Below are 14,549 nucleotides of genomic sequence, written 5' to 3' on the forward strand. Positions count from 1 at the left end.
AAAACGTATATGAAATAACAATTAAAGGCGAAAGTCTAAAATGACTAACGCCTTTAAAATATTTAAGATATTATCTACGGATTTTTATATATTATTAGCTTTATTCTTGACCAGTCTTAATTTCATTATCATCATAGCTAATCCAGTCACTAAAGCTACCAACATAAATCTTATGAGGTATGTCAAGTTCTCTAAGAGCAAGGCTATTGACACAAGCAGATATTCCTGAGCCACAAGATAAAATTACTTCATCATAAGTATTTAAATCTTTAAAGAAATCTTTTAAAAATTCCATGTCTTTAAGTGAGCCATCTTCAAAACTACTTTTTATTAAATCCTTGCAAAAATAATTTTTAGCACTAGGTATATGACCAGCTTTTGAGTAAGCAGGTTCAACTAAACCTTGGTATCTTTCATTAGCACGACAATCTATAATGATAGTATCTTTTTTATATAATTTGGATTTAACATATTCCATTGGTACAACCAAATCATCATTTATATTTGGATTAATTTCCTTACCTGTACAATTTGGAATATTTACTTTTTCTTCTAGTTCTCCACCTTCCTTTACGAAAGATGTTATTCCGCCATCTAACACATAGACATTCTTAAGACCTAAGTGTTTTAATTGGAAAAATAGTCTACAAGCTCCATTTAAATCTCCATCATCATAAGTTACAATTGTAGTGTCATTATCAACACCCATTTTTTCTAATTTTTCCTTTAATATGAAAGGGTCTTGTAAAGGGTTTTTACCACCATGCTCTTTTGTAGGAGACGATAAATCCTTGTCTATATCTAAGATAAAACTACCTTTTATGTGCCCTTTTTTATAAGAATCAATACCATAAGTTCTATTAATAAGGTCAAATCTACAATCTATAACGACTAGATTATCATTTTGTTCCAGTTTTGATATGAGTTCTTTTGCAGAAATAATGTTTTTCAAAGAATGTACCTCCTATTCTTATATTATTTTTATTTTCATTCATATTAATTATTAACTTTATAAATTAATATTATTATAATTTATTACATAAGTAAATAAATCTTTAGAAATTGTAAAAATTTTATATAAAAATTCAAATAATTAATGAATATTGAAAATTTTAGATATATAATAAAATAAGGGTATATTTTAGATAATATGAAAGCTGGTATTGCAATAGATTAAAGCCTTATACACGTTTAGTTTTTAAAGAAATTGGTGTTATTATGAAAATCTAAGTTAATTTATTAAATAAATAATTGAATAAAAAAATTTTATTATGTATTTATAAAATTTTTGTTACAAATTTGGCATAATATAGTATACTTTAAGTGTGTATTAGGTTAAATCTATAACAAATTAGACATATGATATAAGATCTAGTGTTTATTGGCAGTTAAAAGAAATTTGTTAATATCAACTATTTGTAATTTGGGCAATTATAATTATTTTATAGAGGGGGTGTCCAATACAAAACAATTAATAAAGAACTAATATTATATTATATTATAATGAAGTTATAGTTTTGTGTGTTTATGTTTTTAATTAAATTTAGAGTGGGAAAAATATATTTGTTAGAATGGAGAATAGCGAGATGAGTAATAAAATAGTTAGTAAGAGACAATTAACAGATAGTATTTATTTGATGGAAATAGAGGCGCCTAGAGTTGCAAAATCTTCTCAACCTGGTCAATTTATAATAATTAAAAATGACGAAAAGGGAGAAAGAATTCCTCTTACAATAGCTGACTATGATAGAGAAAAAGGAACAGTAACTATTGTATTCCAAACAGTTGGTGCTTCAACTAAAAAGTTAGCAATGTTTGAAGAAAACGATTTTGTAATGGATTTTGTAGGGCCATTAGGACAAGCAAGTGAATTTATACATGAAGATATAGAAGAATTAAAAAATAAAAAAATATTATTTGTAGCTGGTGGAGTTGGTTCTGCACCAGTGTATCCACAAGTTAAATGGTTTAAAGAAAATGGACTAGATGTAGATGTAATAATTGGTGCAAGAACTAAAGAATTAATCATACTAGAAGATGATATGAGAGAAGTAGCTAAAAACGTATACGTATCAACAGATGATGGTACATATGGATTTAATGGAAGAGTTACAGATTTATTACAAGATTTAGTTGATAATCAAGGCAAAAAATATGACCAAGCAATAGTAATTGGACCAATGATAATGATGAAATTTATGTGCCAATTAACTAAAAATCTAAATATACCTACTATAGTAAGTTTAAATACAATAATGATTGATGGAACAGGTATGTGTGGTGGTTGTAGAGTTAGTGTTGGAGATGAAACTAAGTTTGCATGTGTAGATGGACCAGAATTTGATGGACATTTAGTTGACTTTGACCAAGCAATGAGAAGACAATCTATGTACAAGACTCAAGAAGGAAGAGCTATGCTAAAACTTGAAGAAGGCGATAGTCATCATCATAGTAATTGTGGATGTGGAGGTAACAAATAATGGATGCTAAAAAAGTAAAAGTACCAGTTAGAGAACAAGAACCTGCTGTAAGAGCGACAAATTTTGAAGAAGTGTGTTTAGGATACAATAAAGAAGAAGCTATTGCAGAAGCTAATAGATGTTTGGCTTGTAAAAAACCAAAATGTGTAGGTGGATGTCCAGTAGGAATAGATATTCCAGGATTTATAACAAAAGTTAAAGAAGATGATATAGAAGGTGCTGCTAAAGTAATAGCTAAGAGTAGTTCATTACCAGCTGTTTGTGGTAGAGTATGCCCACAAGAAAGTCAATGTGAAGGTGTATGTATACTTGGAATAAAATCAGATGCAGTATCAATAGGTAAGCTAGAAAGATTTGTAGCAGATTGGTCAAAAGAAAATGATATAAATCTATCTGATACAGAGCCTAAGAAAAATCAAAAAGTAGCAGTAATAGGAAGTGGTCCAGCAGGTTTAGCTTGTGCTGGCGATTTAGCTAAAAAAGGTTATGATGTAACAATCTTTGAAGCAATGCATGAGCCAGGCGGAGTTTTAACTTATGGTATACCTGAATTTAGACTTCCAAAACAAGCTGTTGTTCAACCTGAAATAGATAATATAAGAAAATTAGGCGTAAAAATAGAAACTAACGTAATTGTTGGTAAAACAATAACAGTAGATGAGCTTATAGAAGATGAAGGATTTGAAGCTATATTCATAGGTTCAGGAGCTGGTCTTCCAATGTTTATGAATATACCAGGAGAAAATGCAAATGGAGTATTTTCTGCAAATGAGTTTTTAACTAGAGTAAACTTAATGAAAGCTTACAGAGATGACTATGACACACCTATTAGTTCTGGTAAAAAAGTTGCTGTAGTTGGTGGTGGAAATGTTGCTATGGACGCTGCTAGAACTGCATTAAGATTAGGTTCAGAATCATATATAGTTTATAGAAGAAGTGAAAAAGAGCTTCCAGCAAGAGCTGAAGAAGTACACCATGCAAAAGAAGAAGGTATTATATTTAATACATTGACAAACCCTAAAGAAATTTTAGTAGATGAAAATGGATATGTTAAAGGTATGGTTTGTATAAGAATGGAATTAGGAGAGCCAGATGATTCTGGAAGAAGAAGACCTATAGAAATAGAAGGTTCTGAATTTGTACTTGATGTAGACACAGTTATAATGTCACTTGGTACAAGTCCAAATCCATTAATATCTTCTACAACAAAGAGTCTTGATATAAATAAAAGAAGATGTTTGATAACAGATGAAAATGGTCAAACTTCTAAAGAAGGAGTATTTGCAGGTGGAGATGCTGTTACTGGAGCAGCAACAGTAATATCTGCAATGGGAGCTGGTAAAACAGCAGCAGCTTCAATAGATGAATATTTAAAAGCAAAAGTTAATGCTTAATTTGTAAATTAAAAATACCAAGCTAGAATATAATTTCTAGCTTGGTATTTTTTTGTTTTTGTATTTATGTAACCCTTGTTATTATAATATTTGACACTATTTTACCATAATTAGACATAATTATGATAAAATAGTATACAATAAAGGTTTTATAAGGAGGTAATAATGTGTGGTCAACAAAATCAAATTTGTTAAATCTAACACTAGATAACAAAAAACCAAATCATATAATCAATGGTGTTTTAATATGAGAAAAAAAGAAAAAGTATTTGATGGGCTAATTTTTAAGCATATATTAATTTTACTAATGCTGTTAGTCTTGATTGATTTCACAAGCATAATTATATATGCAAGTAATTCTATGGAAGTTACTTCTAGAAATATGATTGAGGTATCTAAGAGAGAGCTTGAAGACTATTTAAAAACAAATACTTCTTTATTAAAAGCTCTTAGTCAAGATGATAGATTCTCTAATAGTGAAACATCTCTAATAGAAAAAGGAAAATTATTAAGACCATATCAAAAAGAATATAATCTTTTTATGATTGGTATAACAGATACAAAAGGAAACACTTCAAGTACATATAGGGAGAAAATTGGTTCAATAAAAGATAAAGTTAGTTTTAAGAAAACACTTAAAACAAAGCAAGTAGTAGTTTCAGACATTGAAGTTAGTAATGTTACAGGTGATAAAGTATTTATTATATATGTACCTATTATAAAAAATAATGAGGTGATTGGAACCATTTTTGCTTCTTTTTATTTTCAAGATGTAAATAAGATAGTAAGTAGAAGTAACTTTGATGATTCTATTAAATTTCTAATGATAGACAAAGATTATACTGTTATTTCTCATCCAAATAAAAACTATGTTGATAATAAAAGTAATCTTTTTGATTTAGAAGGAAATATCACAGGAAGCACTAAAAAAGAAATTTCAAAAAATATAAATGAAAAGCACCAAAATAACTTTTTATATTGGAATAACTGGAAATTATATAATTTAAGATATACAAGTATTAAAGGCACTAATTGGACTTTAATATCAAAATGTGATATATTTAAAAACTTTAGAAGCCTAATAATTAATTTTATAATCAAATTGTATTTCTATATATTAATATTTATGATATTGTGGAAATTAAGCAATGCCAAGTTAATAGAACAGCTTAAAAAGTTGGCTTATTATGATTCTTTAAGTGGAATAAAAAATAAGGAAAAGTTTAGAAAAGATTCTATGTATATTCTAAAGAATTACTATCGAGATGACTTCTACTTGGTACAATTGGATGTCAATAAATTTAAATATATAAACGAGATGTTTGGTTATGCTGAGGGAAATAAGATATTAATGCATATTGCACATGTTTTAAATAATAATATGAATAAATATGAAATTTGCGCTAGGATGGATAATGACCATTTTATGTTATTGGTTTTTTGTAGTACTGAAGATGAACTTTTAAATAGACTGTCTAAAATAAATAATGAAATTTGTAACTTAGATACTGCTAATTCATCTAAATATAAAATTGTTATGTCAAGTGGAATATATAAAATTACTGGAAAAGATGATGTTCAACAGATTGATTTATTAATTGATAGAGCAAATATTGCAGCAAAAACTAAAAAAGAAAAATACGAACACTCATATTCATTTTTTAATGAAGAGACAAGAAATCGATTGTATAAAGAAAAACGATTGGAAGATAATATGAATAAGGCTTTAGAAAAAGGTGAGTTTATAGTGTATTATCAGCCTAAATACAGTCTAAATGATGGAAATGAAATTGAGGGTGCAGAAGCTCTGATAAGATGGGATAGTCCAGAAATGGGATTTATTTCACCTATAGATTTTATACCTTTATTTGAAAAAAATGGTTTTATTGTAAATATTGATATGTTTGTCTTTGAAGAAGTTTGTAAGACACTGAACAAATGGATAAGTGAAGGATATACTCCTGTACCAATCTCAGTGAATATGTCTAGAGTTCATTTGTACAGAGATAATTTCATAGAAAATATCACTGATTTGATAAATAAGTATGAGATATCTCCTGAGTTTATTGAACTTGAACTAACAGAAAGTGTTGTATTTGATAATTTAGACATATTGATTAACATAATGAAAAAACTTAAAGAAATAGGATTTATTATATCAATGGATGACTTCGGTTCAGGGTATTCATCTTTAAATTTATTAAAAGACCTTCCTTTTGATGTTTTAAAATTAGATAGAGGTTTTTTAATTGAGACAACAGATACAAAGCGAGGAAAGATTATTATTTCTAAGATAGTAGAAATGGCAAAAGCTATTGATATTAAAGTAATCTGTGAAGGTGTAGAAACTTATGAACAAGTAGAGTTTTTGAAAGAAATAGGTTGTGATAAAGTTCAAGGATACTTATTTGCTAAACCTATGGTGTTAGATGAATTTGAAAACCGTTTGAACTTTAAATTTAATACTAATCAATAATAATTAGATTGTTTAATGCCCTAATTTAATTGTCTTACAAATATGTAAGTTAATTGTTAGGGTATTTTTATGGTTAAAGTAGTATGTTCACGATAATATAGTATTGTAGTAAAAATAAAAAAATTATGGAGAATATAAAATGAACATATTAAGTATTGAAAATATATCAAAAACATATTGTGGAAAGGTTTCATTTAAAGCTTTAGATAAAGTTAGTATAAATATAGAAAAAGGAGAGTTTGTAGCTGTTATGGGTCCATCTGGAAGTGGTAAATCTACCCTTTTAAATATAATCTCTACAGTCGATAAACAGAGTGAAGGTAAAGTTATATTAGATGGATATGATATAAGTAAATTGGAAGGAGAAAAACTTGCTGAATTTAGAAGGAAACAACTTGGTTTTGTATTTCAGGATTTCAATTTAATTGATACTTTAACTGTTGGTGAAAATATCATGTTACCGCTTACATTAGATGGCACAAGTATTAAAGATATGAATAGACAAACTAGAAATATAGCTGAATTTTTAGGGATTGATAAACTTTTAGATAGAAGAACCTATGAAATTTCAGGAGGTCAAGCTCAAAGATGTGCTATTGCTAGAGCAATTATAAATAGACCTTCGCTACTACTTGCAGATGAACCAACTGGAAACCTTGACTCAAAATCTACCGATGATGTTCTAAGATTATTTAATAAGATAAACAAAGAACAAAATGTAACTACACTTATGGTAACTCATGAAGCATATAGTGCAAGTTATTCAGATAGAGTAATTTTTATAAAGGATGGATGTATATATACGGAAATAAAAAAATCTGGAAGTAGTAATTCTTTCTATGATGAAATACTATCTGTATTGTCTAAACTAGGAGGTGCAAGATAGTGGATTTTAGAAGATTTGCTTATAATAATATAATTAGAAATTTTAGGGCATATTTAGCATATTTTTTCAGTTCAGTTTTTTCTATAATGATATTTTTTGTTTTTGCTGTATCTATGTTTCATCCAATAATAACAGAATCAGGAATTCAAAATGGCTCTACTGCATTTATGGCTCTTATGGTTTCAGAATTAATAATACTAGTATTTAGTTTGCTTTTTATATTGTATTCTCTAGGAAATTTCTTAAAATATAGATTAAAAGATTTTGGAATATTGATGATAACTGGAATGAGTAATAGACAACTAAAAAGATTGATATTAATTGAAAACTTAATAATAGGTTCTTTAGCAATCATATTAGGAATATTGCTTGGATTGTCGATTTCTAAATTGTTTTTGCTGTATTTAAGCAAGTTGTTTTATATAAACTTGGCAGAAATTTATTTTCCAATAAAGGCAATATTGACTACAGTTATATGTTTTACAATTTTATTTTTAATAACAGGGCCATTGAGCTTAAAATTATTGAATAAGAATAATGTTTTAGAGCTTTTAGTAGGCACAAAAAAGCCTAAAAAAGATATAAAAACTTCAAAGTTGCTTGGCATAATTTGTATAGCATGTCTTATAATAGGGTATACAATGATTCTATTTGGTAATAAGTTAAAAATAAATGGAGGTATGTACACAATAACACTACTAATTACTTTAGGTACATTTCTATTTTTTTCTCAATTTATGATTTTAATATTAAAATATTTAAAAAATAAAGAAAAAATTTATAAAAATAAAGTGAATATGTTGCTTATAAGTAACCTAATGTATAAATTAAAAGATAATACACGATTATTATTTTTAATGACAATACTTTTATCAACTACCTTAGTAGCGTTTACAACAACTTCAACACTTGTAAGTTCTCAAGGAAAATCTTCTAAAAATAACTTCCCAATGGTTTACTCATATTTCTCCGAAGATAATAATGAAAAAGAATATGAAGAAGTACAACAAATTAGAAATACAATTAAAGGATATGATTATAAAGAGGTGAGTTTTTCTATACTTAAACACAATAGAGAAGCACTATTAAGTGTAAGAAGTTATAATGAATTGTCAAAACAATTAAAATTAGACAAAGTTAATCTAAAAAAGGATGAAGGTATATTAATTCCTGGTAGTAATTCAAAAGAACATATAAATTTTTTAAAACAAATAAAAAATTATAATATAAAACATGTAAATATAAAAATAAAAAAATCATCAAATAATATAATCTTTCCTACTGGAATGTTTAATAAAGTTATAATTATAAATGATAGTTTATACAATGATATAAAAAATGAATTTTCAAAAATGAGTTTTCATGGATTTGATTATAATAACTGGCAGACTAGTGCGAATATAACTGAAAACCTAAAAGAAAAATATTTTAATTTGGATAGAGAGTATAATAAATCATATTTTTTAACTTTACCAGATATGTATTTAGTAGAGTTACAGCAAAGTAAAATTCTACAGTTTATGGGTATTTTTATAGGTGTGATATTGTTTATGGGAGTTTTCAGTTTTTTATATTTCAGATTATATACAGATGAGCCATCGGATAAAGTTAAATATAAAAATCTATCAAAAATAGGTCTATCTTTTAAAAATATGAATAAAATTGTTAGTATAGAGATAGGGACCTTATTTTTTATACCGTATTTCATAGCAATTGCAAATACCATGCTTTCTCTATTCTTTTTAAATAATATATTAAACAGTAGTTTTAACCTAGAAAATTTGGGTATATTACTAGTGCTCTCATCTATATATACACTTTATTTTTATTTGTTAAAAAAATTTTATATTAGAAAAGTTTGGTTTTTTGATTAAAGTGGTATATAATAGATATATAAAATTAATATTTAAAAAGTAGTTAATATTAAGGGAGGGCATTTGCACCTCCCTTGTAATATGTGGAAAATTGAATATTAGAAGAAGGAGGAGACTTGATGGAAAATCAACAATTATTAGGAACAGAACGAATTAGTAAATTACTACTTAAATACTCTATACCAGCAATAATAGGTATGTTGGTAAATAGTTTATATAATGTAGTAGATAGAATCTTTATTGGAAATATACCAGGAGTTGGGCCACTTGCAATAACAGGTCTTGGTGTTACAATGCCGATAATGACAATAATACTTGCATTTGGTATGTTGATAGGTATAGGAACCACTACTACAATATCAATAAAACTTGGGCAAGGTAAAGTAGAAGAGGCAAGAAAGCTTATAGGAAATGCAATGACATTATCTGTAATAACAGGAATTATTATAATGATACTTGGAATATTATTTGCAAATAAGATACTTACATTATTTGGAGCAAGTGAAAATACTCTTATATATGCAAAATCATATATAAATATCATATTATTAGGTACAGTAGTAAATCTTCTTTCCTTTTCTTTAAACCACTCAATAAGAGCTGATGGTAGTCCTAAAATTTCAGCAGGAATAATGATAGTAGGATGTTTAACTAATATAGTTTTAGATTGGATATTAATATTTGGATTTAATTTGGGAATACAAGGGGCTGCAATTGCTACAATAACTTCTCAAGCTCTTACAGCTGTTTTAACTATAGGATATTATATAAGTGGAAAATCAAACTTACGATTCAGTAAATCTAATTTAAAATTAGATAAAAAACTAATAAAAGCAGTATTTGCAATAGGTATGTCTCCATTTGCAATGCAACTTGCAGCAAGTTTGGTTCAGGTCATATCAAATATTGCACTTAAAACTCATGGTGGAGATTTGGCTATAGGGGCTATGGCTACAATTTCATCTATCGCAATGGTATTTTTAATGCCTATCTTTGGAATAAATCAAGGAGCGCAACCTATTATAGGTTTCAATTATGGAGCTGAAAAATATGATAGAGTTAAAAAAGCATATTTAGGTTCATTAGTAGTGGCTACTATAATTTTATGCATGGGTATGGTGGTAATTGTACTTTTCCCAGAAGCGATTATAGGAATATTTAATAAAGACCCTGAACTTATGAATATATCTGTTAATGGATTAAGAATATACTTACTTATGTTGCCAATTGTAGGCTTATCAGTTACAGGAACAAACTTTATACAATCTATAGGAAAAGCCAAAATGGCAATGTTGTTAAGTCTCTTAAGACAAGTAATTTTATTGATACCAGCAGTACTAATTCTTCCTACATTCTTAGGTTTGCAGGGTGTATGGACAGCTCAACCAGTATCTGACTTTATAGCTACAGTAATTACAGGTATAGTTGTATTTAAAGAGTTAAAAAGATATACTCCGAAGAGTGAAAGGTTGAATGAAAGTGAAAAATTAAATGAGATAACAACAGAATAAAAAATATAAATTCAGATAATTGAGCAAGAAATTGCAAAAAACACAATTATATGATAAAATAAAACCGCTGTCAAGGATAAGAGAAATTCTAATTATGGAGTGATTTTATGGAATTTACAAAGAAAAGCAAATTAAAAAATATGTATGTAAACATGAATGTAGCAAGAATGTTGTCTAAGATAAATGAGTATAAGGGAAGACAACTGCTTTACAAAAAACAACCAAAAGACATTTTAGAAAGATTAGAAAAAAAATCTTTAGTAGATTGTTCTGAATCTACATACATTGGAAATCAAAGAGATAGTAGTAATTTTAATTTAGAAAAATTAATAAGTAATGAAGTTACACCTAGAAGTAGAGAAGAATTGAGTATTGTTGAATACAGAGATGTAGTAAAAACTATTAATAGTGCTTATGAAAGTATTCCAATAAGTTCACAAACAATTCTTGAGCTTCATGGATACTTATATAAATTTTCATCTACTAGAGGAGGAAGCTACAAATCAGATAATGATTTTATTGAGCACAATTTAAAATGTGGTGAATTCATAAGTATTGATTCAAGCATCAATAAGGTCGAAAAAGCTATAGAAGAAATATGTGAAGCTTATAATACATTGATAGAGGAAGATGAAATTGATATATTAATATTAATTTCTGCATTTGTGTTAGATTTCATATTGATACATCCATTCAAAGAAGGTAATATAAAAATGGCGAGAGTGCTTATCCTATTGTTGCTAAATAAAAATGGATATGAAGTTGGAAGATATATAAGTTTAGGAAAAATATTTGATGACAGTTCATATGAGTATTACAGTAATTTAAATTATCTGAAAGCGTCTATAGGTAATGAAAAAGCAGATATGAATGCTTGGATTGAGTACTTTTTAGAGACAATATTGACCGCATATGAGAAGTTGGATGATAGTTTAAATATATCTGATAAAAAGAGACAAACAAAAACTAGTAGAATAGAAAAAATAATAAATTCTACTCTTGGATATTTTACAAAAGAAGATATAAGAGATTTATGTCCTGATATTCCAGAACCTACAATAAATAGAGTTTTTAACAATCTAAGAAAACAAGATAAGATAGAGGTTGTTGCAAGAGGTAGAAGCGCAAAATGGAAGAAAAAATATTAAAAAATATTTAAATAATTGTAATGGTATAGTGTTTTAACACTATACCATTTTTGTTTAAATTATAAAATTTAAGTATTATTTAATCTTAGTACATTTTATTATAAAAAATATTGTAATAATTACTTATGTTAAAGTCTCTATTTTTTATTATATCTTTAATATTTTCTGTAACTAATATACATTGTATTTTATTGTTTTTTACTTTTAAGATTATTTAAGATTTGCATCTCTATTTATTTTATGATTCGTCAACAGAATAGAATGGTTATATTTGTGAAATAATAATATAAAAATAATATTAGGAGTGATTTTATGAAGAAAAAATTATTATATATAAATGTAAATTCAAAACCTGAAGACTTATCTTCAAGTAAAACTGTAGCAAGAAAATTTATAAATAAATTTATGGAAGAAAACAAGGATTTTGAGGTTGAAGAGATAGACCTTTATAAAGAGCATATACCAAGACTTGAATATCAGTACTTTGAAAAGAGAAATTGCATAGTTAATGAAGAAGATGCTAAGAAGTTGGATGATAAGGACAGAAAAGAGCTTACGAAGATTAGGAGCCTTTGCGACCAATTTGTGAGTGCAAGTGTATACGTAATAGCAGCACCTATGTGGAGCTTATCTTTTCCAGCACCACTTAAAGAATATATAGACTGTATAATTCAAGATGGAAAAACTATATCATTTGAAGGTAATGATAAACCACAAGGGATTTTAAATGATATTGATAGAAGTATGGTATATATACAATCTTCAGGTGGACACATACCATGGGTATTAAAACCAGTTATGAACAAAGGGTTAAATTATGTGGAAAGTATCATGAAATTTATAGGAATTAAGAAATTTGATGAATTATTAGTAGATGGAACTGGAACTAGTGAAGATGAAAGACAAAGTGCAATAGAGAAAGCATCTGAAAAAATAGAAGGAATAATAGATTCTATGAAATTTTAGTTATAATATTTTATTAAAAATATAAAGGAAAAACCTCTTTTAATGTAGAAACTTATATTGAAGGAGGCGAGAATCATGCGAGAAGAAAAAAGTAATGAAAAGTATGATTGTTATTGGTGTAATCAAGAAAATAATTTCTGTGTAGAGATAAAAGACAATGTAGTTATGATAGATGATGGCACTGGTATATTAAAACAAGCCGTTTTCATAGGGTACAAACAAATCCAAGTTAATTTAAATTGTTCACATTGTCAAAATTTAAATAGAATAAAATTAAATTTGTAGAACCTTAACATGGAAATTATTAGAAAGAATTAAAAATAGAAAGTATTAATATTTAGACTGAAAATTATATTGTATACAATGGAAGTTGATTTAATTAATATTGTATTTTAATATTTATTTTCAGTCTTACTTTATTGAAGTTATTTTTTAGAAATCTCTGGGAAGTAGGTATCTACTAATTTTTCTGAAATACTTTTTAATTGGTCAGCCATTGAAGTAAGGCTCAATAAGGCTATCAACAAGTCTTCTTTATTTTCTGGATTTATACTGATATTTTCAAAATTAGAATCTATAAAGTTTGGCATATTCTTTCTTTGATTTTCTTTTATAGACATGAATTTTTCATAACAAGTAACTAAGTCTTCTTCATTGAAGTCATCTTTTTCGTACACACCATGTAAGATTCTTTTAATTTCTTGTATTGTAAGTGTATTTTTCATAGAATAAATGATTATCATTTGTAAAATTTGTTCTTTAGTATACTTTTTTCCCTTAATAGGTTTGATTAATCCCTCTTTACTGTAATTATTTATCATAGTTTTGGTAAGAATTTTGTCACTCTCAAATCTCTTATTGGCAGAAAGTTTGTTGTCAATTAAAGAAATTATTTGGTCCATGTATAAATCGATAGAGGGAATATCATTTGAAGTTATATCAGCATTATTTACTGTTTCTAGTATTATAGTATTAAGTTCATTATTCATCATATGTTACCTCCATAATATATATAATACAGCAAATTAGAAAATAAAACAATATTAACTCTTGTAAAAAAAACATAAGGTGGTATAATTAAATCTATAATATAGTAATTAAAACTATATTGATAACTGTGATTTTTAAAATACATAATTGTAGGAGGACGAAATGTATCAATTTTTTTTGAAGGGTAGAGACCCAATAAGTAGTTTAACCCATTTTATAGGGGCTTGCTTATCTCTTTTAGCAACTATAATTTTAGTTTTTCAATCTGTATCATTACAAGAAACCTCTCTTTTGATGATAGTATCTGTATCAATATTTGGATTGTCGTTAATTGCCTTATATAGTGCAAGCTCATATTATCATTTTTTAAAGGGAACACCAGAACAAGAATTATTTTTTAGAAAAGTAGACCATGCAATGATTTATGTATTGATTGCTGGTTCTTATACACCGATATGTCTAAATTTTATGGGAAAAAAAGAAGGCATAATATTTGTTACAGCAATATGGATAGTGGCTTTTATTGGCATAATAATAAAAATATTTTGGATGGATGCACCTAGATGGTTGTCTACAAGTATATACTTACTTATGGGTTGGGCAATTGTTTTTGATATAAATGCATTCAATTCAATACCTAAGGATTGTCTTAAGTTATTGATTATGGAAGGTGTATCTTACTCTATAGGTGCGATTATTTATATTATTAAAAAGCCTAATATAAGTCCTGAATTTGGTTTTCATGAAATCTTTCATATTTTTATTATGGTAGGTTCCTTATTTCACTTTTTAGCTGTTTTATTGTATGTTTTATAATTTTAAAA

At 27.0% G+C, this 14,549-nt stretch carries 12 protein-coding genes; 10 read left to right on the forward strand and 2 right to left on the reverse strand.

Annotation, left to right across the window (positions count from 1 at the left end; all coding sequences use genetic code 11):
* Window positions 1-100 precede the first annotated feature (100 nt).
* The gene (locus tag ACTG44_RS08115) at window positions 101-952 is read right to left on the reverse strand and encodes a sulfurtransferase (protein ID WP_479921568.1); all 852 of its coding nucleotides are present in this window, start codon (window positions 950-952) and stop codon (window positions 101-103) included.
* A gap of 634 nt (window positions 953-1,586) precedes the next feature.
* Here ACTG44_RS08115 and ACTG44_RS08120 point away from each other — a divergent pair.
* The 9 genes from ACTG44_RS08120 to ACTG44_RS08160 all read left to right on the forward strand — a co-directional run bounded on the left by ACTG44_RS08120 (window position 1,587) and on the right by ACTG44_RS08160 (window position 13,020).
* A complete protein-coding gene (locus ACTG44_RS08120; protein WP_479921569.1) occupies window positions 1,587-2,480 on the forward strand; it encodes a sulfide/dihydroorotate dehydrogenase-like FAD/NAD-binding protein in 894 nt (297 codons plus the stop codon).
* Window positions 2,480-3,874 (forward strand): NADPH-dependent glutamate synthase, encoded by a 1,395-nt coding sequence (gene gltA / locus ACTG44_RS08125; protein WP_479921570.1) that lies wholly within the window; start codon window positions 2,480-2,482, stop codon window positions 3,872-3,874. Before ACTG44_RS08120 ends, gltA begins: the two co-directional genes overlap by 1 nt.
* A gap of 247 nt (window positions 3,875-4,121) precedes the next feature.
* The gene (locus ACTG44_RS08130) at window positions 4,122-6,350 is read left to right on the forward strand and encodes a bifunctional diguanylate cyclase/phosphodiesterase (RefSeq protein WP_479921571.1); all 2,229 of its coding nucleotides are present in this window, start codon (window positions 4,122-4,124) and stop codon (window positions 6,348-6,350) included.
* Between the two features lie 139 nt (window positions 6,351-6,489).
* On the forward strand, window positions 6,490-7,236 hold the full coding sequence (locus tag ACTG44_RS08135; protein ID WP_479921572.1) for an ABC transporter ATP-binding protein: 747 nt from the start codon (window positions 6,490-6,492) through the stop codon (window positions 7,234-7,236).
* Entirely contained in the window at window positions 7,236-9,110 is a 1,875-nt protein-coding gene (locus ACTG44_RS08140; protein WP_479921573.1) for an FtsX-like permease family protein, read from the forward strand. Before ACTG44_RS08135 ends, ACTG44_RS08140 begins: the two co-directional genes overlap by 1 nt.
* A gap of 119 nt (window positions 9,111-9,229) precedes the next feature.
* The gene (locus ACTG44_RS08145) at window positions 9,230-10,621 is read left to right on the forward strand and encodes an MATE family efflux transporter (protein ID WP_021384320.1); all 1,392 of its coding nucleotides are present in this window, start codon (window positions 9,230-9,232) and stop codon (window positions 10,619-10,621) included.
* Window positions 10,622-10,728: 107 nt separating this feature from the next.
* Entirely contained in the window at window positions 10,729-11,769 is a 1,041-nt protein-coding gene (locus tag ACTG44_RS08150; protein WP_021384319.1) for a Fic family protein, read from the forward strand.
* 312 nt (window positions 11,770-12,081) lie between these two features.
* Window positions 12,082-12,735: an FMN-dependent NADH-azoreductase gene (locus ACTG44_RS08155; protein WP_021384311.1), complete on the forward strand. Its 654-nt coding sequence runs from the start codon at window positions 12,082-12,084 to the stop codon at window positions 12,733-12,735.
* 75 nt (window positions 12,736-12,810) lie between these two features.
* Window positions 12,811-13,020: a hypothetical protein gene (locus ACTG44_RS08160; RefSeq protein ID WP_021384315.1), complete on the forward strand. Its 210-nt coding sequence runs from the start codon at window positions 12,811-12,813 to the stop codon at window positions 13,018-13,020.
* A gap of 140 nt (window positions 13,021-13,160) precedes the next feature.
* Here ACTG44_RS08160 and ACTG44_RS08165 read toward each other — a convergent pair whose 3' ends face one another.
* Window positions 13,161-13,727, reverse strand: coding sequence for a DUF1836 domain-containing protein (locus tag ACTG44_RS08165; RefSeq protein ID WP_021384316.1), 567 nt, complete (start codon window positions 13,725-13,727; stop codon window positions 13,161-13,163).
* A gap of 160 nt (window positions 13,728-13,887) precedes the next feature.
* Here ACTG44_RS08165 and trhA point away from each other — a divergent pair, with 160 nt between their 5' ends.
* Window positions 13,888-14,541 (forward strand): PAQR family membrane homeostasis protein TrhA, encoded by a 654-nt coding sequence (trhA, locus tag ACTG44_RS08170; protein WP_021384309.1) that lies wholly within the window; start codon window positions 13,888-13,890, stop codon window positions 14,539-14,541.
* Window positions 14,542-14,549 lie beyond the last annotated feature (8 nt).

The sequence above is a fragment of the Clostridioides sp. LIBA-2809 genome, from assembly GCF_056688965.1.